Raw genomic sequence first — 26,386 nt, 5'->3', positions numbered from 1 at the left:
TATGTTGGCCATGCGCCAGCTCGACCTGACCGTCTGCATGTACGGGAAGAGTGCACAAGCCTCACTGCATAGAAACTGATATGACACCTGAACGCTTCAAACGCATCTCCGACATGCTGGCCATGCGCCAGCTCGATCTGACCGTCTGTATGGAAGAGGTCCACAAGCCTCACAACCTGGCCGCCATAGTGCGCACCGCCGATGCCATCGGCATCCACAGGGTGCATGCGGTCTGGCCCAAGACCTCCATTCATCCCCGCAAGGGCACCGCCCGTGGCAGCCAGAACTGGGTGGATGTGCAGTTGCACCCGGACATAGGCACCGCCGTCGGCGAGCTGAAGGCCGCCGGCATGCAGATCCTGGCGACCCACCTCTCGGACAGCTCGGTGGACTTTCGTGCCATCGACTACACCAGACCCACCGCCATCCTGGTCGGCCAGGAGAAGCACGGCATAGGGGAGGAGGCGCTGGCGCTGGCCGATCACCATATCGTCATCCCCATGGTGGGCATGGTGCAGTCCCTCAACGTCTCGGTGGCCGCCGCCGCCATCTTGTACGAGGCCCAGCGCCAGCGCGAGCTGGCCGGCTGCTACCAGCGCGGCTGCCCGCTCAGCCTGGAGGAGCAGAACAGCATCTTGTTCGAGGGGGGCTATCCCATCTATGCCCAGCTCTGCAAAGAAAAAGAGATGCCCTACCCCCAGCTCGGCCCGGCGGGCGAGATCCTGGCAGACGAGGCCTGGTGGCAACGGATGCAGCTGACCCGCAAGGGCTGGGCCGCACAACAGGAAGACCCTATGGACATGGAGTATCCATCCGATGAAAGTTAACTGCCTGCCGCTGCTGGCCCTGACCCTGTTTTCTGCCGGAGCCCTCGCCGTGAACAACCCCTATCACCTCACCACGGAAGCCGAGGTCCCGGCCCTGTATCAGCAGACCCTGCCCGACTTCTGGCGCGACCATGCGGTCGAAGGGGAGTTCAAGGGCAAGGACGGGGTCAGCATCCGCTACGCCGCCCTGCGCCAGGCCAAGGTGGACAGAGCCATCCTCATCGTCAACGGCCGGGTCGAGAGCTACCTCAAGTATCAGGAGCTGGCCTGGGATCTGTGGCGTCAGGGCTACAGCCTCTACCTCATCGATCACCGCGGCCAGGGGCTGTCCGGCCGCATGCTGGCCGATCCGGAGAAGGGCTATGTCGCCGACTTCGACGACTATGTGCTGGATCTGAAGCAGTTCCACGACGAGGTCATAGTCGCGGACCAGCCTGCCAAGCTGTTCCTGCTGGCCCACTCCATGGGGGGCGCCATCTCGGCGCGCTATCTGGAACGCTGGCCGGATGACATCAAGGCGGCCGTGCTCTCCTCCCCCATGCTGGGCATCAACCTCGGCGGCCTGCCCAAATGGCTGGCTCAGGGGCTGGCGGCCACCATGGATACCGTCGGCAGCTGGTGGGGCGAGCCCCCCTATGGCCCGGGCCAGGCCGGCTATGTCTCTCATGAATTTGCCGACAATGGCCTGAGCCACAGCGAGCCCCGCTATCAGGCGTTCCGCCAGCTCTATGAGCAGCGTCCGCAGATCAAGCTGGGCGGGGTGACGGCGCACTGGATCCGCGAGGGCATCAAGGCCGGGGATGCCGCCATCGCGGAGGCAGACAGGATCAAGACGCCGCTGCTGCTGATCCAGGCGGGGGAAGACGGCATAGTCGACAACCTGGCACAGGACAGCTTCTGTGCCCGACTCCAGTGTGAAGGGGGCCAGCCGTTGCGGATCGAGGGGGGCTGGCACGAGCTGTTTATCGAGGCCGATGCCCAGCGCCTGCCCGCACTGACCGCGACCCTGGACTTCTTCGCCCGCTTCTAGGGTCTGTTGACATTTCGTCACGACCGCGACGGCGTCAGTTTTTGCGCGTAGCTAGGCGCGAGATGCGAAGTTTGGTCGCCCAAATGAGTCGTCGAGTAACGACGTTACGCACAAAAAATTGACCCGTCCCTGCGGGTTGCACGGCAAATGACGCCATGCGTTGTTGCAGGACTTGCCAAGGGAATGGCCATTGCCAGCGTCCCGCGCCTAGCCTGGTGTCATTTGTCACAGCAACGCGGTTTGTGCCGAAACGCCAACAGACCCTAAGTCTGGTTATTTTTTGGATCCCTAAATAAATGGGGCGACGCAAAACGCTGGGGTACACTGCCCCGGCGTTCAATTGATGCCGAGGTAATGATGTTCAAGGTAGTTGTATCCGATCTCGATGGCACCCTGCTCAACAAGCAGCACCAGATCTCCCCCCGCACCCGTGACACCCTGCACCGTCTGGTCGATCAGGGGATCAAGTTCGTGGTGGCCACCGGCCGTCACCATGTGGATGTGCGCAGCATCCGCGACGCGCTGGGGCTGGACATCTACCTCATCACCTCCAACGGCGCCGTGGTCCATGACAAGCAGGATCGGCTCATCTTCAACCAGACGCTGCCGAGCACAGTCGCGGCCGAGTTGATCGCGCTGGAGCGGGACCCCGACATCCACCTCAACGTCTACTACGGCGACGAGTGGCTGGTGGAAGAAGAGATGCCCAAGATGCTGCAGTTCCATGAAGAGTCCGGCTTCGCCTACCGCCTGGTCGACTTCAGCACTCACCCGACGGACAAGATCAACAAGGTGTTCTACATCGGCGAGCACGAGCAACTGCTGCAGATCGAGGCCAAGCTCAACCAGCATTATGGTGATCGACTCAACGTCACCTTCTCCCTGCCGGATTGCCTGGAAGTGATGCACGCCGGGGTGCACAAGGGCAACGCGGTGCGTGCCGTGCTGGAGCAGAACGGGCTGGAGATGTCCCAGGCGATCGCCTTCGGGGATGGCATGAATGACTTCGAGATGCTGAGCATGGTGGGTCGCGGTGTGGTGATGGGCAACGCCCACGACCGCCTCAAGCTGGCCCTGCCGGACCACGAGCAGACCCTGACTGCCGATGAAGATGGCGTTGCCGTCTACCTGGAGCAGCTGTTCGCCCTCAGTACCGTCGGCACCGCCTGATAGCCCCTCTCCTGGCGATCCCCGGGTCGCCATGGCCATAAGGCCATCGTTTCAACGGCAGGCACTCATCGCCTGAAATGGTGGTCGCACTCCTTTGATCTAAACACTGCGCCGGGCGGATCAACTGCAAGGCATCCAGGCCCTGCTGATAAGCCGGCTGGACGCGCTGGAGGGTGGGCCATGAGGATATCTGCCGTCTGGTGCCTCTGCACGACATCCAGAGTCTGCCCCAAGCTGTCGCCGCCATACTGAGCGGCGCCTTCACAAACCGGTGACCGATCTTACCAGGCGAGATTTTCCAGGCTCAGGAGATCCAGCATGCTGCCGGATCGCTTCCACTCGAAGCTCTGATTGGCACCGCCAAAACACTCGACCAGCCGCAGCGGGACCGCGGGCTTGTGGCGGCTGCCGGCCACATCCAGACACAGGGAGGCCTGCCGATTGAACAGCCGATCGTCCTGCCACTGCCATTGACGGCTGCCATCCTGGCAGTCCCCCATGGCGAGCTCATCAGCGCCGTTGGCGATCAGGCAACGCTGGGCCAGCTGCAGGGCCCCCACATCCCAGCTGAACTGCTGGCTTGGGCTCTGATCGCAGGGCTGGGTCAGCAGCGTCCCCTGCTCGCTCAGGGTCACGCAGAATCCGCCGCTGGTCACGATCGTGGCCGGCGCTGCCGCCATGGACGACTTGGGCGCGGCGGCCATCAGGAGATCCTTCGGCTTGGGTTGCAACGCACAACCGCCGAGCAGCAGAGCCGCCAGGGCGAGCACGCAGGAGTGAAGGGTAAAGGTATGGTGGTGCATATCGCCTGTGCCTGGATGTGTTCGAGGATGTCCACTGTCTCGTGGCTCTGACGCCCAGCATAACGGACTCGAGGCGAGCAGGCGCCAACAGAAATGTAATAAGACGTGACAGGACGCTGGCAGGCAAGGCTGAAAAGCAAAAACCCCGCCGAAGCGGGGTTTTCATAATGTGGTCGGTGATAAAGGATTCGAACCTTTGACCCTCTGGTCCCAAACCAGATGCGCTACCGGGCTGCGCTAATCACCGATGGGGTACTTCTTAAAACACAAAGACGACCAGACGGTCATCCTCGTCATACAGCAAGTATGGTGCGAAGAGAGGGACTCGAACCCTCACACCCGGGGGGCACTAACACCTGAAGCTAGCGCGTCTACCAATTCCGCCACCTTCGCATACCTGACAAGCTGTAAAATGGGGTGGCTGATGGGGCTCGAACCCACGACAACCGGAATCACAATCCGGGACTCTACCAACTGAGCTACAGCCACCACAGCTGTTTTCGTTCCACAACAACGCCCGTTTAACCGGCACACTTATGATGGTGCGCCCGACAGGATTCGAACCTGTGACCTCTGCCTCCGGAGGGCAGCGCTCTATCCAGCTGAGCTACGGGCGCTACGCTGTCGAACGGGGCGGATTATTAATGATGGCGCCCACCTTGTCTACTCTTTTTTTATTGCGATGAATCAAGCGCTTGTTTTTCAATCACTTCGTACAGTTTTATGCCACTTCTCGCCGTCTGGGACCGAAATGGCATCCCTCTGTTACGGTTCTGTACCCTTTGTGGGGGGAAACGGGTTCAGTCACTTGACTTGGCTTCTTCCCTACCTAGAATGAATGAACGTTCATTCAGCCGATATAGTCACAGGGTCATGAATAAGAAAGAGCGCATCTTCGATGCGGCCTACGAGGTGCTCGGCGAGCAGGGCTTCTATGGCCTGTCCATCGCCGTGGTCGCCAAGAAAGCCAGGGTGGCAGCAGGCACTATCTACCGTTACTTCAGTGACAAGGATGACCTGATCCGCCAGCTATATCAGCACACCATCCTCAAGTGTCATCCCCGGATCATGGAGGGGGTGCAGATTGAGGAAGTGTCATATCGGCAGTACCGGCGCCTGTGGCTCAACATCAATGCCATTTTTGCCAATGAACCCAATGCACTCAAATGCAAATTACAGTACGAAAGTTCTCCATTGGGGGCTGAACTGGAACGGAATCCGGTCATAATGGCGACGTGGGCGCCACTTGAGCGCTTCTTCGAACAGGGACGCCAACAAGGATTGTTTATCGATTTACCCGTCCGGGCGCTGCAGGTGCTGAGCCTGGACTGTGTGGCAAACATGGCTCTACAACGCCAGTTCCATCCCTTTGTATTGACGCAGGAACAGCTGGAGACTGTGGTCAAGGCCAGCTGGAATGCCATTTTAAACCCTAATTTTTCCATCACAGGAGCCTGTTCATGAAAAAGTGGATGGCCATCATGTTGCTGATAGCACTCGCCCTGTTTGGCAGTGTCATCGGTTTCAATATGTTCAAGCAGAAGAAGATTGCCGAGTTCATGGCCAACCGACCCGAGCCCGAATTCCCGGTGACCGCCACGGTGACCAAGGCGCAGGATTGGATACCCACCATAGAAGCGATCGGTTTCATCGAGCCTTATCAGGGGGTCACCCTCTCCAGCGAGCTGGCGGGCACCATCGACAAGATCAGCTTCGAATCCGGCGCCCAGGTCAAGGCGGATCAGCTGCTGCTGAGCCTGGACTCCGGCGTGGAGAAAGCCAATCTGCAATCTTCACAAGCCAAGTTGCCGGCGGCCCGGGCCAAGTTCGAGCGCTACCAGAACCTGTACCAGAAGAACTCCATCTCCAGGGATCAACTGGACGATGCCGAGGCCAGCTACCGCTCGCTGGAAGCCGACATCGAGAGCCTGAAGGCCACCATCACCCGTCGTGAGCTCCGTGCCCCCTTCGGTGGTGTCGTGGGCCTGCGCAACGTCTTCCTCGGTCAGTATCTGGAGCCAGGTTCCGAGATAGTGCGACTGGAAGACACCAGCGTGATGCGTCTGCGCTTCACCGTGCCCCAAACCGACATCTCCAAGATTTCCCTCGGCCAGGTCATCAAGATCAACGTGGATGCCTATCCCCAGGCCCAGTTTGACGGTCAGATCACCGCCATCGAGCCGGCGGTCAACTACCAGAGCGGCCTGATCCAGGTGCAGGCAGACATCCCGAACAACGAGGGTCAGCTGCGTTCCGGCATGTTCGCCCGTGCCAGCATCATCCTGCCCACGGTGAAAGATCAGATAGTGATCCCGCAATCCGCCATCTCCTTCACCCTGTATGGCGAGAACGTCTATGTCATTCACGCAGCAGACGGTGCGAAACGCGCCAAGCAGGTGGTGATCAAGGCGGGTGAGCGTCGCGGCAATGACGTCCATGTGTTGTCAGGCATCAAGGCTGGCGACGAAATCGTGCTGTCGGGTCAGGTTCGCCTGAGCAACGATACCAAGGTGCGCGTGGTCGACAACGATGCCCTTGCCGTTCCGGCACAAACCCCGATGCTGTAAGCGCGGAGATCTGCGATGCGATTTACTGACACATTTATAAAAAGGCCCGTGCTGGCGATCTCGCTCAGCTTCCTGATAGCCCTGCTGGGCTTCCAGGCCATCTTCAAGATGCAGGTGCGGGAATATCCTGAGGTGATCAACACCGTGATCACGGTCAGCACCAGCTACTACGGTGCCAGTGCCGATCTGATCCAGGGCTTCATCACCCAGCCGCTGGAGCAGGCGGTCGCGCAAGCCGACAACATCGACTTCATGACCTCCTCCAGCCAGCTGGGCAGCTCCACCGTGACGGCTTACATGAAGCTGAACACCGACCCCAACGCCGCCTTGTCCGACATCCTGGCCAAGGTCAACTCGGTGCGCTCCCAGCTGCCGAAAGAGGCGGAAGACCCCTCGGTCACCTCCTCCACCGGCTCCACCACGGCGGTGCTCTACATGGGCTTCACCAGCCCAGAGCTCAACTCCAGCCAGATCACCGACTACCTGGAACGGGTCATCAAGCCCCAGCTGTTCACCGTCGGCGGGGTCTCCAAGATCGATCTCTATGGCGGGGTCGAGTTTGCCCTGCGGGTATGGCTGGATCCGGCCAAGATGGCGGCCTTCGATCTGACCTCCAGCGACGTGATGACGGTGCTCAACAGCAACAACTATCAGTCGGCCACCGGTCAGGCGACCGGTTATTTCACCCTGTTCAACGGCAACGCCGAGACCCAGGTCAGCGGCACCGATGAGCTCAAGCGTCTGGTGGTGGCGACCCGCGACAGCAAGGTGATCCGTCTCTCCGACATCGCCAAGGTGTCGCTGGAGAAGAGTCACGACATCTATCGCGCCAGCGCCAACGGCCGCGAGGCCGTGGTACTTGCCATCAACGCGGCGCCGACCGCCAACCCCATCAACATCGCCCACGATGTGCTGGAGCTGCTGCCGAGCCTGAAGAGCAACATGCCGAGCACCATGCAGGTCAACATCCTGTATGACTCCACCATCGCCATCAACGAGTCCATCCACGAGGTAATCAAGACCATACTGGAGGCGGCCGCCATCGTACTGGTGGTGATCACCCTGTTCCTCGGCTCGTTCCGGGCCGTCATCATCCCCATCATCACCATTCCGCTGAGCCTGATCGGCGTGGTGATGATGATGGATCTGTTCGGCTTCTCGATAAACCTGATGACCTTGCTGGCCATGGTGCTGGCAATCGGTCTGGTGGTGGATGACGCCATAGTGGTGCTGGAGAACGTCGACCGCCACATCAAGGAGGGGGAAGAACCGTTCAGGGCCGCCATTATCGGTACCCGGGAGATCGCCGTGCCGGTCATCGCCATGACGGTGACCCTGGCCGCGGTGTACGCGCCTATCGCCCTGATGGGGGGCATCACCGGCTCCCTGTTCAAGGAGTTCGCGCTCACCCTGGCGGGGGCGGTGTTCGTCTCCGGCATCATAGCCCTGACCCTGTCGCCCATGATGTGCTCCAAGATGCTCAAGGCCAACGAGACGCCGAACAAGTTCGAGAGCACTGTGCATCACCTGCTGGATCGGATGACGGACCGCTACGATCGCATGCTGCATGCGGTCATGCAGCACCGCATCGTGGTCATACTGTTCGCCGTCATCGTGTTCGGCAGCCTGCCGCTGCTGTTCAAGTTCATCCCGAGCGAGCTGGCCCCGTCCGAGGATAAGGGCGTTATGGCCGTGCTGGGGACGGCGCCGTCCAATGCCAACCTGGACTACATCGAGAACACCATGCAGGACGTGAACAAGATCCTGGATGACCAGCCGGAAATCGCCTACTCCCAGGTCTTCTCCGGGGTGTTCAACGCCAACCAGGCCTTCGGCATCGCCTCCATGGTGCCCTGGAGCCAGCGTGAGGCGAGCCAGAAAGAGGTGCTGGATAGGGTCGCCGGTCTGGTGAAGGACATCCCAGGGATGGCCATCACCACCTTCCAGTTCCCCGAGCTGCCGGGTGCCTCAAGCGGTCTGCCCATCCAGTTCGTCATCACCACCCCGAACAGCTTCGAGAGCCTGTTCCTGATCGCGGGTGAGATGCTGGCGGCTACCCACGCCAACGGTCAGTTCGTCTATTCGGATCTCGATCTGAACTACGACTCGGCCACCATGAAGATCAAGATCGACAAGGACAAGGCCGGTGCCTACGGCATCACCATGCAGGACATTGGCACCACCATGGGCACCATGATGGCGGATGGCTACGTCAACCGCATCGATCTGGATGGCCGCTCCTACGAGGTGATCCCGCAGGTAGAGCGCAAGTTCCGCCTGAACCCTGAATCCATGAAGGGTTACTACGTGCGTGCCGCCGATGGCAAGTCGATCCCGCTCGGCAGCCTGATCAGCATCGAAGTGGTGGGTGAGCCCCGTGCCCTGCCCCACTTCAACCAGCTGAACTCGGCCACCATAGGCGCCGTACCGGCACCGGGTGTGGCCATGGGTGATGCGATCAACTGGTTCAAGACCACCGCCGAAGAGAAGCTGCCGCAAGGCTATCGCTACGACTTCATGGGGGAGGCTCGCCAGTTCGTGACCGAAGGCAACGCGCTCTACGCCACCTTCGCCCTGGCCCTTGCCATCATCTTCCTGGTGCTGGCGATCCAGTTCGAATCCGTGCGTGACCCCCTGGTGATCATGGTCTCGGTCCCGCTCGCCATCAGCGGCGCCCTGATCGCGCTGGCCTGGGGACTGGCCACCATGAACATCTACTCACAGGTCGGTCTCATCACGCTCGTTGGATTGATTACCAAGCACGGCATCCTGATCTGTGAGGTGGCGAAGGAAGAACAGCTGCTGCACGGCATGAACCGGACACAGGCCGTGATGCAGGCCGCCAAGGTGCGACTGCGCCCGATCCTGATGACCACCGCGGCCATGATTGCGGGCCTCATCCCGCTGCTCTACGCCGCCGGCGCCGGCGCCGCCCAGCGCTTCAGCATCGGCATAGTGATAGTGGCCGGTCTGGCCATCGGCACCCTGTTCACCCTGTTCGTGCTGCCGGTGATCTACACCTATCTGGCCTCCGAACACAAACCGCTGCCGGAATTCGATGAATCCATTCCGTCCAAGGCGAAAGGGAGTCATTAAGGCTCAGCCAGATGAATAAGGCCCCGCAAGGGGCCTTATTTTTATCCGTTTGATGACGCACGACATAAGTCTATGAAGCAGTTAAACTAAACGGCACTTTCTCCGGACCGCAAGGATGCCATGTCAGGGATCTTCTCCAAGGCCGTCGGCCGCAACGGGCTCTCCTACCGCCTGCTCTCCTACATTCTGATCTGCAGCACAGCGCTGGCGCTCATCATCACGGTGTTGCAGCTCGCCTGGGACTACAACAAGGATGTGACCGTCATCGAGGACAGCATCGACCAGATCGAAGCCTCCTTCCTGCAGCCCATCTCCGCCAGCCTGTGGAACCTGGATGAGGAGCAGGTCAAGGTCCAGATCGAAGGCATCATGAACCTGCCCAACATGCAGTTCGTGATGGTCAAGGAGATGCTGGGCAACTCCGAGGTGCCGCTGCTGACCCAGGGGGTGGAGAAGGACCAGTACGACATCTCCCGCGAGTTCAGCCTCACCTATCAGGGGGAAGTGGTCGGCAAGCTGTTCGTCGCCGCCTCGCTGGAGCAGATCTACCAGCGCCTGATCGAGAAATCCGTGCTGATCATGGTCAGCCAGACCATCAAGACCCTGGTCGTCTCTTTCTGCATCCTGATCATCATCTACTACCTGGTGATCCGTCATATCAACCGCATCGTCAGCTACGCCCAGAAACTGAGCCTGGATCGGCTGGCGGTGGAGCTGACCCTGGAAGGGCGCAGCCTGCCCCGCAAGAACCCCGACGAATTCGACTCCCTCGCCGCCACCCTCAACCAGATGCGCACCCGCCTGAACGATGAGTTCACGGCCCGCCATCAGGCGGTCGAGCAGTTGCAGCAGGAGCGGGACTTCTCCGCCACCCTGATCAACTCGGCCAACATGGTCATCTGCTGCATGGAGCCGGATCTCAACATCGCCAGCATCAATCCGGCGGCCATCCTGCTCACCGGCTATCACCATCAGGAGATACTGCAGCACAACTGGCTGGATCTGTTCGTCAGCAAGGAGCAGCGGGCGGAACTGGCAGAGATCCTGGCCAACCAGGGCTCCCTCGAAGACCGGGAGATCGTCATGCACGATCAGCAGGACCACGAGCTCGTCCTGCAGTGGACCTTCGCCCCCTTCTACGAAGGCCCCAACCTCAAGTATTTGATTGGCTTCGGTTATGACATCACCCGCCTCAAGAAGGTGGAGCGGGAGATCATCTCGCTCAACGAACAGCTGGAGGGCAAGGTGGTGGAGCGTACCCGCAGCCTGAGCGACGCCAACGATCAGCTGGGCAAGGCCTATGACGAGCTGAAGCGGGCCCAGCAGACCCTGGTGGAGTCGGAGAAGATGGCCTCGCTGGGGTCGCTGGTCGCGGGGGTCGCCCACGAGATCAATACCCCCATCGGCATCAGCGTCACCGCCTCCTCCTACCTGCAGGAGCGGGTGGCCGACTTCAAGCAACACATCGAGGCCAAGCAACTCTCGCGCTCCTACCTGACCGAATTCACGGTCAACCTGGATGAGTCCATGCAACTGCTGCAGGGCAACCTGAGACGCGCCTCCGAGCTCATCGCCAGCTTCAAGCAGGTGGCGGTCGACCAGTCGTCCGAGGCGCGCTACAACTTCAGCCTGGCCGACAACCTGCATCAGGTGGTGGTCTCCCTCGGCCACAAGCTGAAAAAGGCCCAGTGCGAGGTCGATATCCAGTGCGATCCCAAGCTGACCATCTACTCCTTCCCCGGCAGCTTCACCCAGATCTATTCCAATCTCATCCTCAACTCCATCCACCACGGTTTCGATGACTGGGACAGGCCGAAGAAGATCACCATCAGGGTGGAGCAGCGGGAGGACGAGCTGACCATAGACTACAGCGACAATGGCCGCGGCATCCCGCCCGAGATACTGCCGCGCATCTTCGATCCCTTCGTCACCTCCAAGCGGGGTCAGGGGGGCAGCGGCCTCGGCACCCACATCATCTACAACCTGGTGGTGCAGCTGCTGCGCGGTCGCATCCACTGTGCCAGCGAGCTGGGCCAGGGAGCCCACTTCCATATCCGCCTGCCCACCCAGCATCACTGATGCCGAGGGGCTGTCGAGGTTGAGGCGTCCGCCGCTGAAACCTCGATAGACCCTACCTGGCTCTTGTGAGCCAGCCGCTTTATCCCCATCATGCTGTGATTGCATTCTTAACGAGCGGAGAACCTCGCAATGGCACAGCATTTTGACTATATCGCCATCGGCGGCGGCAGCGGCGGCATCGCCTCGGCCAACCGGGCAGCCATGTATGGCAAGAGAGTCGCCCTGATCGAAGCCAAGGCATTGGGGGGTACCTGCGTCAACGTCGGTTGTGTGCCCAAGAAGGCCATGTGGTATGCCGGCCAGATCGCCGATGCCCTGAGATACGGCGCCGACTACGGCTTCGACACCACCCTCAACCACTTCAGCTGGGCCAAGCTGGTCGAATCCCGCCAGGCCTATATCAGCCGCATCCACCAGTCCTATGAGAATGTGCTGGGCAAGAACCAGATCACCGTCATCAAGGGCTTCGCGCGCTTCGTCAACAGCAACACGGTCGAGGTGGATGGCGAGCACTACAGCGCCGACCACATACTGATCGCCACCGGCGGTCATCCCGAGGTGCCCACCATTCCCGGTGCCGAACTGGGTATAGATTCCGATGGGTTCTTCGCCTTGCAGGCACAACCCAAGCGGGTGGCCGTGGTGGGTGCCGGCTACATCGCCGTCGAAATCGCCGGCGTGATGCAGGCGCTCGGCAGCGAAACCCACCTGGTGGTGCGCAAGCAAGCGCCGCTGCGCAACTTCGACCCCATGATCCAGGAGACCCTGGTGGAGATCATGGCGCAGGAAGGGCCCAAGCTGCACACCCACGCCATCCCCAAGGCGGTGATCAAGAACGCCGATGACAGCCTGACTCTGCAGCTGGAAGATGGCCGCCACCTCACCGTCGACTGCCTGATCTGGGCCATTGGCCGGGCACCGGCGACCGACAGGCTGAACCTGGCGGCCACCGGTATAGCGCTCGATGCCAAGGGTTATATCCCGACCGACAAGTTCCAGAACACCTCGGTGGCCAATCTCTATGCGGTGGGTGACAACACCGGTCGCATCCAGCTCACGCCGGTCGCCGTCGCCGCCGGCCGACGCCTCTCGGAGCGGCTGTTCAACAACAAGCCCAGCGAGCACCTCAACTACGATCTGGTGCCGACCGTGGTGTTCAGCCACCCGCCCATCGGCACCATAGGCCTGACCGAGCCGGAGGCTATCGCCGAGTACGGCGAGGGCCAGGTCAAGGTCTACCGCAGCCAGTTCACCGCCATGTATTCGGCGCTGACCCAGCACCGCCAGCCCACCCGGATGAAGCTGGTCTGCGTCGGGCCGGAAGAAAAAGTGGTCGGCCTACACGGCATCGGCTTCGCCATGGACGAGATACTGCAAGGCTTCGGCGTGGCCATGAAGATGGGGGCCACCAAGGCGGACTTCGACAACTGCGTGGCCATTCATCCCACCAGCGCGGAAGAGTTTGTCACCATGCGTTAAGCACATGCGAAGCTGACCCCACATCAGGGCTGGCTTCGATCACTGCATTGCCGTTCTCACCCCACCAGCGGAAGAGTTCGTGACCATGCGCTAGCGGCACCCCACCCTCAAAATACCCGGCCAAGGCCGGGTTTTTTCTATCTTGTCGCTCAGTAACCCCCGCTTTTTACGCCGATTTTACGCCCGTCACCGGGTGCTTTATGGCGCCTTTACGCCCCTTCTTCATACCCTTGAGACGTCAATTACAGCCAAGGGGTCGATGTGGTTTTACATCGGCTTTCGGCGCTAATCATCTCAACGGAGTCGTTATGAATTGGCTATATCTGCTGCTGGTCCTCGCCCTGCTGGGTTATCTGCTGCGTGCGTTAACGCGCAGCCACGAGTGAGGGACTTGAAGATGCGGCAAGTAATTATCCATCCGGTGGCCTGCGGGCAGCCGGGCCTCGCGGGCTATCCAATGCGTGCACTGATGCACAGTGACCACGAGTGAGGGATCCAATATGTGGCAAGAAATAATCTATCCGGTGGCCTTCGTGCTGCTGGTGCTGCTGCCGGCACCCCTGCTCGGCAACTACATGTACAAGGTGTTCGAGGGGCAGAGCCGCTGGCTATCCCCCATCGAGCGAGCGACTATGGCCTGTTGCGGCACCGATGGCCGGGAGCAGGACTGGAAGTCCTACGCCCTCAGCCTGCTGGCCTTCAACGGCGCCGGCTTCGGCCTGCTGTTCCTGATCCTGATGGCGCAAGGCCTGCTGCCCCTCAACCCGCAGCAACTGCCGGGACTGAGCTGGCAACTGGCCTTCAACACGGCGGTCAGCTTCATGACCAACACCAACTGGCAAGCCTATTCCGGTGAGGCCAGCCTCTCCTACTTCAGCCAGATGGTGGGGCTCACCACCCAGAACTTCGTCTCCGCCGGGACAGGCGCGGCCGTCGCCATCGCCCTGTTCCGCGGCATAGCCCGCCAGCAAACCACCCACCTTGGCAACTTCTGGCAGGATCTGGTGCGCTTCTGCCTCTATGTGCTGCTGCCGATGGCGCTGATCATGGCGCTGCTGCTGGTGTGGCAGGGGGTGCCCCAGACGCTGTCGGCCTATCTGCCGTTCCACAGCCTGGAAGGTCAGGAACAGCTGCTGCCGCTCGGCCCTGCCGCCTCCCAGATCGCCATCAAGCAGCTCGGCTCCAACGGCGGCGGCTTCTTCGGCATCAACTCGGCCCACCCGTTCGAGAACCCGACCGCCCTGACCAACTGGCTGGAGATGGTCGCCCTGCTCACCATAGCCGCCGCCATGGTCTGCACCCTGGGCCGCTACGTGAAGGACGTGGCCCACAGTCGCGCCATCCTCATCGCCATGACCATCATGCTGGTGCTGGGGCTCTGCCTCTCCCTCTCCCAGGAGATAAAGCCGGATCCCGCCCTCGCTCACCTCACCACTCAGATGGGCAACTGGGAAGGCAAGGAGAGCCGCTTCGGCCCAGTGCTCTCCAGCATCTGGGAAGTGGCGACCACGGCCGCCTCCAACGGCTCGGTCAACGCCATGCACGACAGCTTTGCCCCCCTCGCCGGCATGGTCGGCATGATCAACATGCTGCTGGGTGAAGTGGTGTTCGGCGGCGTGGGTGCCGGTATCTACGGCATGATGCTGTTCGTGCTACTGACCGTGTTCCTGTGTGGCCTCATGGTGGGTCGCACGCCGACCTATCTGGGCAAGCGCCTCGGCATCACCGAGATGAAGTGGGTGGTCGCCAGCATGCTGGTGATGCCGGTCGGGGTATTGGTGATCGGTGGCGTGACCCTGCTGATGCCGGATGCCGCCACCGTCATCGGTCACGACGGCCCCCACGGCCTGTCACGGCTGATCTATGCCTACGCCTCAGCTGCCGGCAACAACGGCTCCGCCTTCGCCGGCTTTGCCGCCGCCGATAGCTGGCAGTGCATCGCCATCGGCCTGGCCATGCTGCTCGGTCGCTTCGGTTACATCATCCCTGTGCTGGCAATCGCCGGCCAGCTCGCCCGCGCCCCGCGCCAGGAGACGGGTGAAGGTGACTTCCCGATCCGGGGGCCACTGTTTATTACCTTGCTGATCATCACAGTACTGCTGATTGGCGGCCTCTCCTTCCTGCCACTGCTGGCACTGGGACCGGTGGCCGAACATCTGAGCCTGATACAGGGAGCTTTCTAATGAGCAAGTCCATCTCCATGACAGCCCGCACCAACAAGGTGAAGGCCAAGAAACAGCGCTCGCAAGTCGTACAGGCCATGATCGAGGCGCTCTATCGCTTCAACCCAAAGGCACTGTTTGGCAGCCCCATACTGTTTACCCTCTGGCTGGCCGCCGTGATGGCGACCGTGGAATCCCTACTGGGCCAACCCCTGTCGGGAGTAGCCCCCAGCCTAGCCTGGCAGCTGACCGCCTGGCTCTGGCTGACCCTCTGGTTTGCCAACTTCGCCGAAACCCTGGCCGAAGGGCGCGGCAAGGCGCGCGCCGACAGCCTGAAGGCGGGCATGAGCCAGCTCAGGGCCCGCAAGGTCAGCGATCCTCGCGATGGACAGGGGGAATGGGTGCCGGCCACCAGCCTGCTGAAGGGGGATCTGGTGCTGGTGCGCAGCGGCGAGATGATCCCGGCCGACGGTGAGGTGGTGGCCGGCATCGCCTCGGTCAACGAGGCCGCCATCACCGGCGAATCCGCCCCCGTCATCCGCGAATCCGGCACCGACCGCAGCGGCGTGACCGGCAACACCACAGTGGTCTCCGACGAGATCTGGGTAAAGGTCAGCAACAATCCGGGGGAGAGCACGCTGGATCGGATGATTGCGCTGGTGGAAGGGGCCAAGCGCCAGAAGACCCCGAACGAGATGGCGCTCGATGCCCTGCTGGTGGGGCTGACCCTGATCTTCCTGCTGGTGGTCGCCACCCTGCCCTGGTTCCTCGACTACAACGGTACCCAGGTGCCGAGGCTCTACCTGATCGCCCTGTTCATCACCCTGATCCCGACCACCATAGGCGGCCTGCTCTCCGCCATCGGCATCGCCGGCATGGACCGGCTGGTGAAGCTGAACGTGATCGCCAAGTCGGGTCGTGCCGTGGAGGCCGCCGGTGACGTGCGAACCCTGCTGCTGGACAAGACGGGCACCATCACCTTCGGCAATCGCATGGCCGACGAGCTGATCCCGGCCCCCGGGGTGGATCCCTCCCTGCTGGCCCAGGCGGCCATGCTGGCCTCCCTCGGTGACAATACACCGGAAGGCAAGTCCATCCTGACCCTGGCAGGCAAGAGCATGGCCAAGCCGAGCCAACTGGAGAGTGACAAGTTGATCCCGTTCAGCGCCGAGACCCGGTTGAGCGGACTGGATCGCAACGGTCATCAATATCGCAAGGGGGCCGTGGATGCTGTGCTCAACTACCTCTCCCTCGAGCGCAAGGCGGTGCCGGAGCCGGTCCTGAAGGCGGTCGACCACATAGCCCGCCAGGGCGGCACCCCGCTGCTGGTCTGCACCCAGGAGCAGTTGTTGGGGGTGGTGTTCCTCAAGGACATCATCAAACCCGGCATCAAGGCCCGCTTCCAGATCCTGCGCCACATGGGGATCCGCACCGTGATGATCACCGGCGACAACCCGCTGACCGCCGCCGCCATCGCCGCCGAGGCCGGGGTGGATGACTTCATCGCCGAAGCCACCCCCGAGAAGAAGCTGGCCTACATCCGCCAGGAGCAGGCCGATGGCCGGCTGGTCGCCATGTGCGGTGATGGTGCCAACGACGCTCCGGCGCTGGCCCAGGCCGACGTGGGTCTGGCCATGAACGAAGGGACCCAGGCCGCCAAGGAGGCGGGCAACCTGGTGGATCTGGACTCCAATCCCACCAAGCTGCTGGACGTGGTGCTGGTGGGCAAGCAGTTGCTGGTGACCCGGGGGGCGTTGACCACCTTCTCCATCGCCAACGACGTGGCCAAGTACTTTGCCATACTGCCGGCCCTGTTCATCGCAGCCTATCCGCAGCTGGGTGCGCTGAACCTGATGCAGCTGGGCAGCCCGCAGAGCGCCATTCTGTCGGCCATCATCTTCAACGCCCTGATCATAGTGGCGCTGGTACCGCTGGCCCTGCGCGGTGTCAGCCTGAAGGGATCCGCCGCCAGCCTGCTGCGCCGCAACCTGCTGATCTACGGCGTCGGTGGTCTGCTGGTCCCCTTCATCGGCATCAAGCTGATCGACTTGGTCATCACTGGCCTGGGTCTGGTGTAAGGGGGCGCGATGCAGGTTGTGGAAGCGAGAACATCCATGGCCTGCTGGTGCCCCCCATTAATCAGCATCAAGCTGATCGACCTGGTCATCACCGGCCTGGGTCTGGTGTAACGACATAGCGGGGTGCAAGCCTGGCCTGCACCCCATCAATCTGTTTGGAGCAAGAAAATCATGATAGCAATCAGAACCCTGCTGACCCTGACCCTGCTGCTGGGCGTCGGCTACCCGCTGGCGGTGACCGGGCTGGCCCAGCTGATGTTCCCCTGGCAGGCCAACGGCAGCCAGCTGACCAACGGCAAACAACAGCTGATCGGCAGTGCCCTGCTGGCGCAAAAATTCGAGCGAGCCGAGTACTTCCACTCCCGCCCCTCCGCCAGCGACTTCGCCACCCTAGGCGGTGGCGCATCCAATCTGGGCATGAGCTCACCGCTGCGGGCCGAGTTCGCCAAGGCAGAAGCCAAAGTGCAGGGCGGTGACCCCTCGCCAACCCTGCTGACCCGCTCCGCCTCCGGCCTGGATCCTCATCTGCCGCTGGATGCCGTACAGGCCCAGGTGGAGCGCATCGCCAAACGGCGTGGGCTGGATCCCGCCGCCTTGACGGAGCGGGTTCAGTCCGGGGCGCAAGCTGGTATCCTTGGCCCCCGGGTGGTCAACATTCTCCAGCTGAATCTCTGGCTAGATAAGGACAAGGACGCATGATGAGGGTTCTGGCTGGCTCAGCCGGCAAGGGTACGGCATTGCCGGCGATCCCCGTTTTCGAGCCGAGCCTGCAGTTGCTCGATAAGGATAATGATGCGTGATGAGGCAAAGGCTGGTGCCTTGCTGGCAAGCCTAGAGCGGGAGTACGGGGATGCGTGATGAGGCAAAGGCTGGTGCCTTGCTGGCAAGCCAGGAGCGGGAGTACGGGGATGCGTGATGAGGTACGGGCCGACGCCTTGCTGGCGAGCCTGGAGCAGGAACACAAGGGCAAGCTGAAGGTCTTTCTCGGCGCCGCGCCCGGCGTCGGCAAGACCTACGCCATGCTGCAGGCGGTGCGGGAACAGGCAAGGGAAGGGGTCGATATCCTGATCGGGGTGGTGGAAACCCACGGGCGCCAGGAGACCCTGGCCCTGCTCGACAAGCTCGCCATCCAGCCGCGCAAGATCCATCTCCACCGCCAGCAACGGCTGGAGGAGATGGATCTGGATGGCTTGCTCGCACGCAAGCCCGCCATCGCCGTGGTGGATGAGCTGGCCCACAGCAACGCCCCGGGCAGCCGTCACGAGAAGCGCTGGCAGGATGTGGAGGAGTTGCTCGGTGCCGGCATCGACGTCTACTCCACCCTCAACGTGCAGCACCTGGAGAGCCTCAACGATCTGGTGTGGCAACTGACTGGGGTCAGGGTCAAGGAGACACTGCCGGATCAGGTGCTGCTGGAAGCGGACAGCATCATACTGATAGACCTGCCCCCCAAGGAGCTGCTCGGCCGGCTCAAGGAGGGCAAGGTCTATGTGCCCCATCAGGCCAAGGCCGCCCTGCAATCCTTCTTCTCCCTCAACAACCTGACCGCCCTGCGCGAGCTGGCGATGCAGACGGCCGCCAGCCACGTGGAGGGGGATCTGCAACTGCAGTGGCAGGCGGCAGGCAAGACCACCCAGCCGCTGCGGGGCAAGCTGATGGTCTGCCTAGGCGATCAGCACGGCTCATCCCTGGTGCGCTACGGTCACCGCTTCGCCCAGCGCCGTCAGCTGCCCTGGCTGGTGGTCCACGTGGACAGCAAGGGACGCCGCACGGCCGAGCTGGAGCAGGCGCTGGCACTGGCCTCCCAGCTGGGGGCCAAGGTGTTGACCCTCTCCAGCCCAGCGGTCGCCGATACCCTGCTGGAGACAGCCGAACAGCAGCAGGTGTCGCAACTGCTGCTCGGCAAACCCCACAAGGCGCCCTGGCGCCGCTCCCTGGTGCAGCATCTGCTGAAACAGGCGCGGGGACTCGAGATCACCCTGGTCGACACCGAGAAACGCAAACCGAGCCTGGGACTGCATCCCTCGGATCCCAAGGATATTCGCCAGAGCCTGCTGGCCCTGCTGATCATGGGCATCACCTCGGCCACCGCCTGGGGTCTCTCCCACTGGCTGCCGCCCGCCTCCCTGCCACTGCTGTTCGTGCTGGGGGTGCTGGCCACGGCGCTCTCCACCAGCCTGGTGCCGGCTATCCTGGCGGCGGTGCTGGGCTTCGTCGCCCACAACCTGTTGTTCACCGCCCCCCACTTCTCCCTGAGCGTGGCCAGTCACAGCGATCTGCTCAACCTGTTCGTGCTGCTCATCGTCGGCATGGCGGCCGGGCGGCTCGCCTCCCGCCAGCGCCAGCAGCTGGTGGGCCTGCGCGAGACCCAGCAGCTCGGCAACGCCCTGCTCTCCCTCAGCCAGGGGCTGGCCACCGCCAGCAGCCCGGAAGAGGTGCTGCGGCAAGGCGCCCAGGCCATCTCGCGGGCCCTGGGCCAGCCCGTCTTCGCCCTCGATGAGGATTACCAGTACCGGGCGGGAGACGAGCAGAAGCCGCCGGGCCAGACCGACAAGGCGGCCATCGACTGGTGTCTGGCCCAGAAGCTGAGCGCCGGGGCCCACACCGCGACCCTCAACGCGGCCGAGGCCCAGTATCACCACCTCACCGACGAGCTGGTGCTGGGCATCCGGCTGAGCAACCCCCTCGCCTCCTCGGCCGAGCACCAGCTGCAGGCGCTGCTCACCGATATCCGCGCCGCCCTGGCCCGGATCGACCTGAACGAACGGCTGGCCGACAGCCAGCTGCAGGCGGAGACCGACAGGATGCGTGCCGCCCTGCTCTCCTCCGTCTCCCACGATCTGAAGACGCCGCTCGCGACCATCATGGGGGCCGGCAGCACACTGCTGGAATATGGTGACCGGATAAGCCCGGAGGATCGCAGCGAACTGCTGCATTCGGTGCAGGACGAGGCCCGTCGCCTGCACGGCTATGTGCAGAACCTGCTGGACATGACCCGCATCGGCTCGCCGGACTTCCAGCTGAAGCGGGACTGGGTCGATCTGGCCGATCTGGTGGAGAGTGCCCGCAAGCGGCTCGAATCCTCCTGGCGCCAGCACAAGCTGCTGATCCACTTCGATCAGCAGATCCCCCAGCTCTATGTGCACGGTGCCCTGATCGAGCAGGTGCTGGTCAACATCCTAGACAACGCCTCCCGCTACTCACCGGCCGGCACCCCCATCGAGTTCAAGGTGATGCTGGCCACGCCGGATCTCATCATCGACATCATCGACATCGGGGTCGGCATCGCCGAGTCGGATCGGGACAAGATCTTCAATCTGTTCTACACCCAGCCGGTCGGCGATTGCGGCAGCCGTGGCACCGGGCTTGGCCTCGCCATTTCCCGCGCTATGATAGAGGCTCATGGCGGCCGTATCTGGGCATTTTCCGGCCCCAACGGCAACGGCACCTGCATGCGCCTCTCCCTGCCGCTCGCTCTCAACTCACCGGAGGTGTGATGGATTGCATTCGTTGTACTGGCGCCATGGAGGCGGTCCTCTTCCCTTGCCAGTGCCATCCCCCCCTGTTCGCCCGGAGGCCAGATGGCTCATATTCTGGTCATTGATGATGAGATGGCGATCCGCCGCTTCCTGCGCATCAGCCTGATCGCCGAAGGCCATCAGGTCAGCGAGGCGGTCGGCGTCAACGACGGGCTGGAGCAGTATCGCCACCTCAACCCGGACCTGGTGATCCTGGATCTCGGCCTGCCCGATGGGGATGGCATCCAGATCTTGCAGGCGATCCGCGAGCACCACCAGCACCCCGTGCTGGTGTTGTCGGCGCGGGATTCGGAGCAGGAGAAGGTGCGGCTGCTGGACGCGGGGGCCAACGACTACATGAGCAAGCCGTTCGGCATCCAGGAGATGATGGCGCGGATCCGGGTCCTGTTGCGGCAACGGGCCGGGGTCAGCAGTGGCGAGTGCCGCCACTTCCCGCACTGTGGCCTGAGCCTGGACGCCAGCAGCCACAAGGTGAGCCTGCACGACGAGGAGATCCCCCTGTCGCGCAAGGAGTTCGCCCTGCTGCAGGCGCTGGTGTGCCACCCCGGCAAGCTGGTGATGCAGACCCAGCTGCTCAACGACATCTGGGGACCGAGCCACAAGGAGGATACCCACTACCTGCGTATCGTCATCGCCAGCCTGCGCAAGAAGCTGGGGGATAACCCCCAGCAACCGACGCTTATCGAGACCGAATCCGGCATCGGCTACCGTTTTATCGGCAGCTGATGTTTCAGTAAGTAGCTGGGCGGCAACAGCCCCAGCAACCCAACCTGATCGAAACCGAATCCGGCATCGGCTACCGTTTCATCGGCAGCTGATGTTTCACGTGGAACGCCGCCAAGCGCACAGCAGCGCCAGCAAGCCACAGCCGCTGAGCAAGAGACCGAGATCTTGCAAGGCCGCCGCCACCGCCAGCCCCAGGCTGAGCAGCAGATAATAGCTCAGCCCGAACAGGGCACCGGCGCTGCCCGCCACCTCCCGATAGGCCAGCAAGGCCTGACTCAGCACGTTCGGGATCGCGACCCCGAAGGCCACCACCACTCCCATCATGGGCAGCAGGAACCAGAGGGTCACCTGACTCGCCCACACCGCGAGCCCGGCACCCAACGCCAGAGAGGTCGCCAGCCGGATGAGCAACGCCGGCGACCATCCCTTGCCCAGCAGATACCGGTTCAGCAGGCTGCCGAGCAGGGTAGCCAGCGCCAACACCAGGCCGGAGTAACCAAACTCGCTGCTCTGCCTGCCCTGCTCGGCAAACAGAAATGGCGCCAGGCTGTAGTAGCCGAACAGCATGCAGTTGAACAGGGCGACCAGCAGGGCGCTGCGCCAGAGCCCGGCATCCCGCACCATACGGCAGGCCAGTGGCCACAGCGCGACTCGGGTCATGGTCGATGGGCGGGTCTCCGGCAGTCGCCAGCTGGCAGCCAGCCCCAGCACCAGGGCCAGCAGCAACAAGCTGCCGAAGACACCGAGGTAGCCAAACCGCTCGGCCAGCAGGCCACCGCTCACCAGCCCCAGCACGGGGCTGAGGGAGAGCGCCACCCCCATCACCGAGAAGATGCGGGCCAGCTCGCCGCCTTGATAGCTGTCGCGCAGCATGGTCTGGGTCACCACCGATCCCACGGCGGCGCCGAAGGCCGAGATGACCCTGGCCAGCAGCAAGGTTTCAAATTGATTGGCCAGCAGCGCCAGCAGGGTGCCTAGCCCGTAAGTGAGCAGACCCGCCAGCATGGCGGGGCGTCGCCCGATCAGATCGCACAGCCGCCCCCAGCAGACGACGCCCAGCGCGAATGCCAGAAAATAGACCGACAGGGTCTGGGACGCCTGGCCGTCGCTTACCCGGAACTGGCTAACGATATGGGTCAGCGCCGGGCTGTAGATGGTCTCCACCATCTGGGGAAACATCATCAATCCGACCATCAGCCAGCGCGGCGGCAACTTGTTGTTCATGACAAACCTCCTCAACGAGAGGCTGCCAGTCTAGAGAGATGCGGAATGTCTGATTACAATATCCAGGACTATAAACATCAGTAATCGGACATATGGCCTTTATTCTCCCCGATCACCCTTTTGACCCGGATCGGCTGGCTGGCGACGTGATCGGCATCGCCTCCGCGCTGGGCTGGCATGACTCGGGTCTACACCGGCATCAACGCCACCAGCTGCTGTTTGCCCAGTCCGGCTGCATGAGCATCGAGCTGGATAATCGGCTCTGCCTGCTGCCGCCCAGTCGGGCTGCCTGGCTACCGGCGGGCACCCCCCATAGGGTGCTGATGCGCGGGGTGGTGGCCTACCGCTCCCTCTATTTCACGCCACTGCCAGAGCTGCCCACCAGTGTGCAGGTGATGGCGGTCAACCCGCTGCTGCGGGAGATCATCGAGCGGATGGCATTCTGGTCATGGGACAAACCCGAGCGGGAGCAGAGCCGGACGCTGGCACTCTTCATGGAGGAATTAGCGCAAGCACCGCAGGAATCCTGGCAACTGCCGCTGCCGTCCGATCCGCGCCTGGCAGCCTGGCTAGGGGAGATAACAGGGGGTGACACCCTGCCCGCTCGGCTCAACCGGCTGGCCGAGCGGGTGGGTGCCAGTGACAAGACCATAGGTCGCATCTTCATGCGGGACACCGGCATGAGCTATCAGGCCTGGCGCCAGCAGTGGCGCCTGCTGCGCGCCATGGAGCTGCTGGCCGAGGCCGTGCCCATCAGCCGGGTCGCGGCGCAGCTGGAGTTCTCCAGCGACAGCGCCTTCATCGGCTTCTTCAAGCAGCACACGGGGCAGACCCCGCTGCGCCATCTCAACTCTCTGGGTGAGTCTCATCGGCCGAGCTAGCCTCCACCACCAGGGTATCCAGTGCCAACGGCTTGAGATTGCCGAGGGCCTCTTGCACCACGGTATAAGATGCCGCCTGCTGCTGGGCCAGCATCTCCTGCCCCAGTTTGACGGTATCCAGCTCGGGTCTGGGGATCTCGTTGGCCATGGCGTTCAGGCTCAGGGTGCTCAGCATCAGGACGGCGATCAGGGTTTTCATCTAGTGTTCTCCGGTATGGTTGAGATGACCAGATAACTATTCCAATAGTCGTGCCAAATTTATAACATCATGATTTTGTTTAAATTAATGATATTTTTAGTACCTAATCAAGCATGTACACCGATCTGATTGGTCACTTTTAAACCTATAAGTGGTGTTTTTTACCACGCTTAATTTTTGGTCCATGTTCCACGTGGAACGTCCGGTTATTTTGATCGACACCCGCTTTTAAACTGAGCTATGGTGCTACATCCCCGTAACCCAATCTGGATCCGTCACCGAATGGAATTTTCCTTGTTCGGCGAGAAGTTCACTCGCCACGCCGGCATTACTCAACTCATGGATGACCTCAATCAGGGGCTGACCAATCCGGACGCCATCATGCTGGGTGGCGGCAATCCAGCCCCGATCCCCGCCATGCTGGAACGCTTTCAAGCCGAAGCCAAGACCCTGCTCGACAATGGCGAGCTGGTAAAAGCCATGGCCAACTACGATGGCCCGCAAGGCAAGGACAGGTTCACCAAGGCGCTGGCCGCCCTGCTCAAGAGAGAGCTAGGCTGGGACATCTCGGCTCGCAACATCGCCCTGACCAACGGCAGCCAGAATGCCTTCTTCTATCTGTTCAACCTGCTGGCCGGTGAGTTCGCCGATGGCCGCAAGAAGAAGGTGCTGTTCCCCCTGGCTCCCGAATACATCGGCTATGCCGACTCGGCGCTGGCCGACGACCATTTCGTGGCCTACAAGCCCACCATAGAGAAGCTGCCAGACGGTCAGTTCAAGTACCACGTGGATTTCGAGAGCCTGCAGGTCGGCGACGACATCGGGGTGATCTGCGTCTCCCGCCCGACCAATCCCACCGGCAATGTGCTGACCGACGAGGAGATCGAGCATCTCGATCAGATCGCCCGCGACAAGGGCATTCCACTGCTGCTCGACAACGCCTACGGGGTGCCTTTCCCCGGCATCATCTTCAGCGAGGCCAAGCCGTTCTGGAATGCCAATACCATCCTCTGCATGAGCCTCTCCAAGCTGGGTCTGCCGGGTACCCGCTGCGGCATCGTCATCGCCGACGAGAAGATCATCCAGGCCATCACCAATCTGAGCGGCATCATCAACCTGGCACCGGGCAGCCTGGGGCCAGCCCTCACCATTCCGATGATCGAGAGTGGCGAGATCATCACCCTGAGCGAGCAGGTGGTGAAGCCTTTCTACCGGCAGAAGGCCGAGCTGGCGGTGCAGCTGTTGCGCGAGGCCATCCCGGATCCCCGCTTCCACATCCACAAGCCGGAAGGCGCCCTCTTCCTCTGGCTCTGGTTTGAGGATTTGCCAATCCACAGCCAGACACTCTATGAGCGCCTGAAGGAGAAGAACCTGTTGATCGTGCCGGGTCACTACTTCTTCCCCGGCATCGATGATCCCGAGTGGCGCCACAGCCAGGAGTGCATCCGCCTCAACTACTCCCAGAGCGAGGATCTGGTGCGCCGTGGCATCGCCATCCTGGCCGAGGAGATCAACGGCCTCTACGCAGACTGACCTTCAGCCAACAAAAAAGGCCTGCAATCGCAGGCCTTTTTTTCGTTCCGGGATCAGTTGGACAGGGCCAACTGCTCGCTTTGTCCGATGGGGATGGCACGGGGCTTGAGCGCCTCGGGCAGCTCGCGGGCCAGATCTATGGTCAGCAGACCATGCTCCAGCCGGGCATCCCGCACCTCGACATGCTGGCTCAGCTTGAAGGCGAGCTCAAAGTCACGCTCGGCGATACCCTGGTGGAGGAACTGACGCTCCCCGGCGGGAGTCGCCTTGCGACCCTTCACCTTGAGGGTGCCATTCTCGGTCTCCAGCTCCAGCTCTTCACGCTCGAAGCCCGCCACCGCCAGGGTGATGCGGTAGCTGTCGTGCTCCCGCTTCTCGATGTTGTAAGGGGGATAGGCCGCCGTCTTCTGGTCAAACAGGCCTTCCAGCTCACGGGCCATCCGCTCGAAGCCGACGGCATTGGAATAGAGATGAGAAAAATCGAGGTTACGCATAATCCTATCCTTTTAATAAGCAACAGGTTGGATCTTCACAGGCCCGTCATCGGCGCCAGGAAGCTTGGTCAAATAAGGGCATTAGCCATTGATCTCTATCTTGCGCGGCTTCATGGCCTCAGGCACCTCACGCGCCAACTCGATGTGCAGCAAGCCATTCTTCAGATCGGCCCCTTTCACCCGCACATAGTCGGCCAACTGGAAGCGACGCTCGAAACCCCGCTCGGCGATGCCCTGATAGAGATAGTTGCGTTCGGTATCGGCCTGCTTGCTGCCCTTCACCGTCAGCAGATTTTCCTGGAAGCTCAGCTCCAGCTCTTCCTGGGTAAAGCCCGCCACCGCCATGCTGATGCGGTAGTCGTTGTCACCCAGCTGCTCGATGTTGTAGGGGGGATAACCGGCATTGCCATTGCTGGCCGCAGATTCGATGAGATTGGCCAGACGGTCGAAACCAATGGCAGAACGATAGAGCGGAGAGAAATCGATAGAACGCATAGTA

General features: G+C 61.9%; 20 protein-coding genes and 4 tRNA genes. 15 read left to right on the top strand and 9 right to left on the bottom strand.

Going from position 1 to position 26,386, the window contains the following annotated elements; all coding sequences use genetic code 11:
* Nucleotides 1–80: 80 nt before the first annotated feature.
* The 3 genes from trmH to KW821_RS19395 all read left to right on the top strand — a co-directional run bounded on the left by trmH (nt 81) and on the right by KW821_RS19395 (nt 3,027).
* Nucleotides 81–827 (top strand): tRNA (guanosine(18)-2'-O)-methyltransferase TrmH, encoded by a 747-nt coding sequence (gene trmH / locus KW821_RS19405; protein WP_218292578.1) that lies wholly within the window; start codon nt 81–83, stop codon nt 825–827.
* Nucleotides 817–1,857: an alpha/beta fold hydrolase gene (locus KW821_RS19400; protein WP_218292577.1), complete on the top strand. Its 1,041-nt coding sequence runs from the start codon at nt 817–819 to the stop codon at nt 1,855–1,857. The genes trmH and KW821_RS19400 overlap by 11 nt, the downstream gene beginning before the upstream one ends.
* A gap of 357 nt (nt 1,858–2,214) precedes the next feature.
* Nucleotides 2,215–3,027, top strand: coding sequence for a Cof-type HAD-IIB family hydrolase (locus tag KW821_RS19395; RefSeq protein WP_218292576.1), 813 nt, complete (start codon nt 2,215–2,217; stop codon nt 3,025–3,027).
* A gap of 281 nt (nt 3,028–3,308) precedes the next feature.
* Here the strand turns inward: KW821_RS19395 and KW821_RS19390 are convergent, their stop codons facing one another.
* From KW821_RS19390 to KW821_RS19370, 5 genes are all read right to left on the bottom strand, one after another.
* Nucleotides 3,309–3,830: an RICIN domain-containing protein gene (locus KW821_RS19390; protein ID WP_218292575.1), complete on the bottom strand. Its 522-nt coding sequence runs from the start codon at nt 3,828–3,830 to the stop codon at nt 3,309–3,311.
* Between the two features lie 170 nt (nt 3,831–4,000).
* Nucleotides 4,001–4,077, bottom strand: a tRNA-Pro gene (locus KW821_RS19385).
* A 60-nt stretch (nt 4,078–4,137) separates the two neighbouring features.
* A tRNA-Leu gene (locus tag KW821_RS19380) sits at nt 4,138–4,223 on the bottom strand.
* Nucleotides 4,224–4,243: 20 nt separating this feature from the next.
* Nucleotides 4,244–4,319 (bottom strand) — tRNA-His (locus tag KW821_RS19375).
* 51 nt (nt 4,320–4,370) lie between these two features.
* Nucleotides 4,371–4,447, bottom strand: a tRNA-Arg gene (locus KW821_RS19370).
* 256 nt (nt 4,448–4,703) lie between these two features.
* Between KW821_RS19370 and KW821_RS19365 the strand changes: the two genes are divergently transcribed.
* From KW821_RS19365 to KW821_RS19320, 10 genes are all read left to right on the top strand, one after another.
* Nucleotides 4,704–5,294: a TetR/AcrR family transcriptional regulator gene (locus KW821_RS19365; RefSeq protein ID WP_042651548.1), complete on the top strand. Its 591-nt coding sequence runs from the start codon at nt 4,704–4,706 to the stop codon at nt 5,292–5,294.
* Nucleotides 5,291–6,397, top strand: coding sequence for an efflux RND transporter periplasmic adaptor subunit (locus KW821_RS19360; RefSeq protein ID WP_218292574.1), 1,107 nt, complete (start codon nt 5,291–5,293; stop codon nt 6,395–6,397). The genes KW821_RS19365 and KW821_RS19360 overlap by 4 nt, the downstream gene beginning before the upstream one ends.
* 15 nt (nt 6,398–6,412) lie before the next feature.
* Complete coding sequence (locus tag KW821_RS19355; RefSeq protein ID WP_042651550.1) at nt 6,413–9,493, top strand: multidrug efflux RND transporter permease subunit; 3,081 nt, start codon at nt 6,413–6,415, stop codon at nt 9,491–9,493.
* Nucleotides 9,494–9,613: 120 nt separating this feature from the next.
* A complete protein-coding gene (locus KW821_RS19350) occupies nt 9,614–11,572 on the top strand; it encodes an ATP-binding protein (RefSeq protein ID WP_218292573.1) in 1,959 nt (652 codons plus the stop codon).
* 129 nt (nt 11,573–11,701) lie between these two features.
* The gene (gene gorA, locus KW821_RS19345) at nt 11,702–13,051 is read left to right on the top strand and encodes a glutathione-disulfide reductase (protein WP_218292572.1); all 1,350 of its coding nucleotides are present in this window, start codon (nt 11,702–11,704) and stop codon (nt 13,049–13,051) included.
* Between the two features lie 500 nt (nt 13,052–13,551).
* On the top strand, nt 13,552–15,234 hold the full coding sequence (kdpA, locus tag KW821_RS19340; protein ID WP_218292571.1) for a potassium-transporting ATPase subunit KdpA: 1,683 nt from the start codon (nt 13,552–13,554) through the stop codon (nt 15,232–15,234).
* Nucleotides 15,234–17,291: a potassium-transporting ATPase subunit KdpB gene (gene kdpB / locus KW821_RS19335; RefSeq protein WP_218292570.1), complete on the top strand. Its 2,058-nt coding sequence runs from the start codon at nt 15,234–15,236 to the stop codon at nt 17,289–17,291. Before kdpA ends, kdpB begins: the two co-directional genes overlap by 1 nt.
* Before the next feature lie 171 nt (nt 17,292–17,462).
* Complete coding sequence (locus KW821_RS19330) at nt 17,463–17,990, top strand: potassium-transporting ATPase subunit C (protein WP_218292569.1); 528 nt, start codon at nt 17,463–17,465, stop codon at nt 17,988–17,990.
* 209 nt (nt 17,991–18,199) lie between these two features.
* Nucleotides 18,200–20,788: a sensor histidine kinase KdpD gene (locus KW821_RS19325; protein ID WP_218292568.1), complete on the top strand. Its 2,589-nt coding sequence runs from the start codon at nt 18,200–18,202 to the stop codon at nt 20,786–20,788.
* Nucleotides 20,789–20,872: 84 nt separating this feature from the next.
* Nucleotides 20,873–21,556, top strand: coding sequence for a response regulator (locus KW821_RS19320; protein ID WP_218292567.1), 684 nt, complete (start codon nt 20,873–20,875; stop codon nt 21,554–21,556).
* A 96-nt stretch (nt 21,557–21,652) separates the two neighbouring features.
* On the opposite strand, the gene KW821_RS19315 is transcribed toward KW821_RS19320, so the two are convergent.
* Complete coding sequence (locus KW821_RS19315) at nt 21,653–22,780, bottom strand: Bcr/CflA family efflux MFS transporter (protein WP_218292566.1); 1,128 nt, start codon at nt 22,778–22,780, stop codon at nt 21,653–21,655.
* A gap of 92 nt (nt 22,781–22,872) precedes the next feature.
* On the opposite strand from KW821_RS19315, the gene KW821_RS19310 reads away from it, so the two are divergent.
* Complete coding sequence (locus tag KW821_RS19310; RefSeq protein ID WP_218292565.1) at nt 22,873–23,661, top strand: helix-turn-helix domain-containing protein; 789 nt, start codon at nt 22,873–22,875, stop codon at nt 23,659–23,661.
* On the opposite strand, the gene KW821_RS19305 is transcribed toward KW821_RS19310, so the two are convergent.
* Nucleotides 23,627–23,860 carry a hypothetical protein gene (locus KW821_RS19305; protein ID WP_218292564.1) on the bottom strand — a complete coding sequence of 78 codons (234 nt, stop codon included), beginning with the start codon at nt 23,858–23,860 and terminating at the stop codon, nt 23,627–23,629. The two genes, KW821_RS19310 and KW821_RS19305, sit on opposite strands and share 35 nt — an antisense overlap.
* A 282-nt stretch (nt 23,861–24,142) precedes the next feature.
* Between KW821_RS19305 and KW821_RS19300 the strand changes: the two genes are divergently transcribed.
* Nucleotides 24,143–25,393, top strand: a complete 1,251-nt coding sequence (locus KW821_RS19300) for a valine--pyruvate transaminase (protein WP_218292563.1) — start codon at nt 24,143–24,145, stop codon at nt 25,391–25,393.
* 53 nt (nt 25,394–25,446) lie between these two features.
* Here the strand turns inward: KW821_RS19300 and KW821_RS19295 are convergent, their stop codons facing one another.
* Both KW821_RS19295 and KW821_RS19290 read right to left on the bottom strand, forming a co-directional pair.
* Nucleotides 25,447–25,887, bottom strand: a complete 441-nt coding sequence (locus KW821_RS19295) for an Hsp20 family protein (RefSeq protein WP_218292562.1) — start codon at nt 25,885–25,887, stop codon at nt 25,447–25,449.
* 81 nt (nt 25,888–25,968) lie between these two features.
* Nucleotides 25,969–26,382, bottom strand: coding sequence for an Hsp20 family protein (locus KW821_RS19290; protein ID WP_042651562.1), 414 nt, complete (start codon nt 26,380–26,382; stop codon nt 25,969–25,971).
* Between the last annotated feature and the right edge of the window lie 4 nt (nt 26,383–26,386).

The sequence above is a fragment of the Aeromonas sp. sif2416 genome (assembly GCF_019218665.1).
GTDB classification, from domain to species: Bacteria; Pseudomonadota; Gammaproteobacteria; order Enterobacterales; family Aeromonadaceae; genus Aeromonas; species Aeromonas encheleia.
The sequence above is the reverse complement of the archived record's forward strand: the minus strand, read 5'-3'. Positions and strand labels throughout refer to the sequence as shown.

Bases quoted from the DNA above. Each gene is read 5' to 3' on its own strand.
- trmH (WP_218292578.1), top strand. From the start codon at position 81: ATGACACCTGAACGCTTCAAACGCATCTCCGACATGCTGGCCATGCGC.
- KW821_RS19400 (WP_218292577.1), top strand. From the start codon at position 817: ATGAAAGTTAACTGCCTGCCGCTGCTGGCCCTGACCCTGTTTTCTGCC.
- KW821_RS19395 (WP_218292576.1), top strand. From the start codon at position 2,215: ATGTTCAAGGTAGTTGTATCCGATCTCGATGGCACCCTGCTCAACAAG.
- KW821_RS19390 (WP_218292575.1), bottom strand. From the start codon at position 3,830: ATGCACCACCATACCTTTACCCTTCACTCCTGCGTGCTCGCCCTGGCG.
- KW821_RS19365 (WP_042651548.1), top strand. From the start codon at position 4,704: ATGAATAAGAAAGAGCGCATCTTCGATGCGGCCTACGAGGTGCTCGGC.
- KW821_RS19360 (WP_218292574.1), top strand. From the start codon at position 5,291: ATGAAAAAGTGGATGGCCATCATGTTGCTGATAGCACTCGCCCTGTTT.
- KW821_RS19355 (WP_042651550.1), top strand. From the start codon at position 6,413: ATGCGATTTACTGACACATTTATAAAAAGGCCCGTGCTGGCGATCTCG.
- KW821_RS19350 (WP_218292573.1), top strand. From the start codon at position 9,614: ATGTCAGGGATCTTCTCCAAGGCCGTCGGCCGCAACGGGCTCTCCTAC.
- gorA (WP_218292572.1), top strand. From the start codon at position 11,702: ATGGCACAGCATTTTGACTATATCGCCATCGGCGGCGGCAGCGGCGGC.
- kdpA (WP_218292571.1), top strand. From the start codon at position 13,552: ATGTGGCAAGAAATAATCTATCCGGTGGCCTTCGTGCTGCTGGTGCTG.
- kdpB (WP_218292570.1), top strand. From the start codon at position 15,234: ATGAGCAAGTCCATCTCCATGACAGCCCGCACCAACAAGGTGAAGGCC.
- KW821_RS19330 (WP_218292569.1), top strand. From the start codon at position 17,463: ATGATAGCAATCAGAACCCTGCTGACCCTGACCCTGCTGCTGGGCGTC.
- KW821_RS19325 (WP_218292568.1), top strand. From the start codon at position 18,200: ATGCGTGATGAGGTACGGGCCGACGCCTTGCTGGCGAGCCTGGAGCAG.
- KW821_RS19320 (WP_218292567.1), top strand. From the start codon at position 20,873: ATGGCTCATATTCTGGTCATTGATGATGAGATGGCGATCCGCCGCTTC.
- KW821_RS19315 (WP_218292566.1), bottom strand. From the start codon at position 22,780: ATGAACAACAAGTTGCCGCCGCGCTGGCTGATGGTCGGATTGATGATG.
- KW821_RS19310 (WP_218292565.1), top strand. From the start codon at position 22,873: ATGGCCTTTATTCTCCCCGATCACCCTTTTGACCCGGATCGGCTGGCT.
- KW821_RS19305 (WP_218292564.1), bottom strand. From the start codon at position 23,860: ATGAAAACCCTGATCGCCGTCCTGATGCTGAGCACCCTGAGCCTGAAC.
- KW821_RS19300 (WP_218292563.1), top strand. From the start codon at position 24,143: ATGGAATTTTCCTTGTTCGGCGAGAAGTTCACTCGCCACGCCGGCATT.
- KW821_RS19295 (WP_218292562.1), bottom strand. From the start codon at position 25,887: ATGCGTAACCTCGATTTTTCTCATCTCTATTCCAATGCCGTCGGCTTC.
- KW821_RS19290 (WP_042651562.1), bottom strand. From the start codon at position 26,382: ATGCGTTCTATCGATTTCTCTCCGCTCTATCGTTCTGCCATTGGTTTC.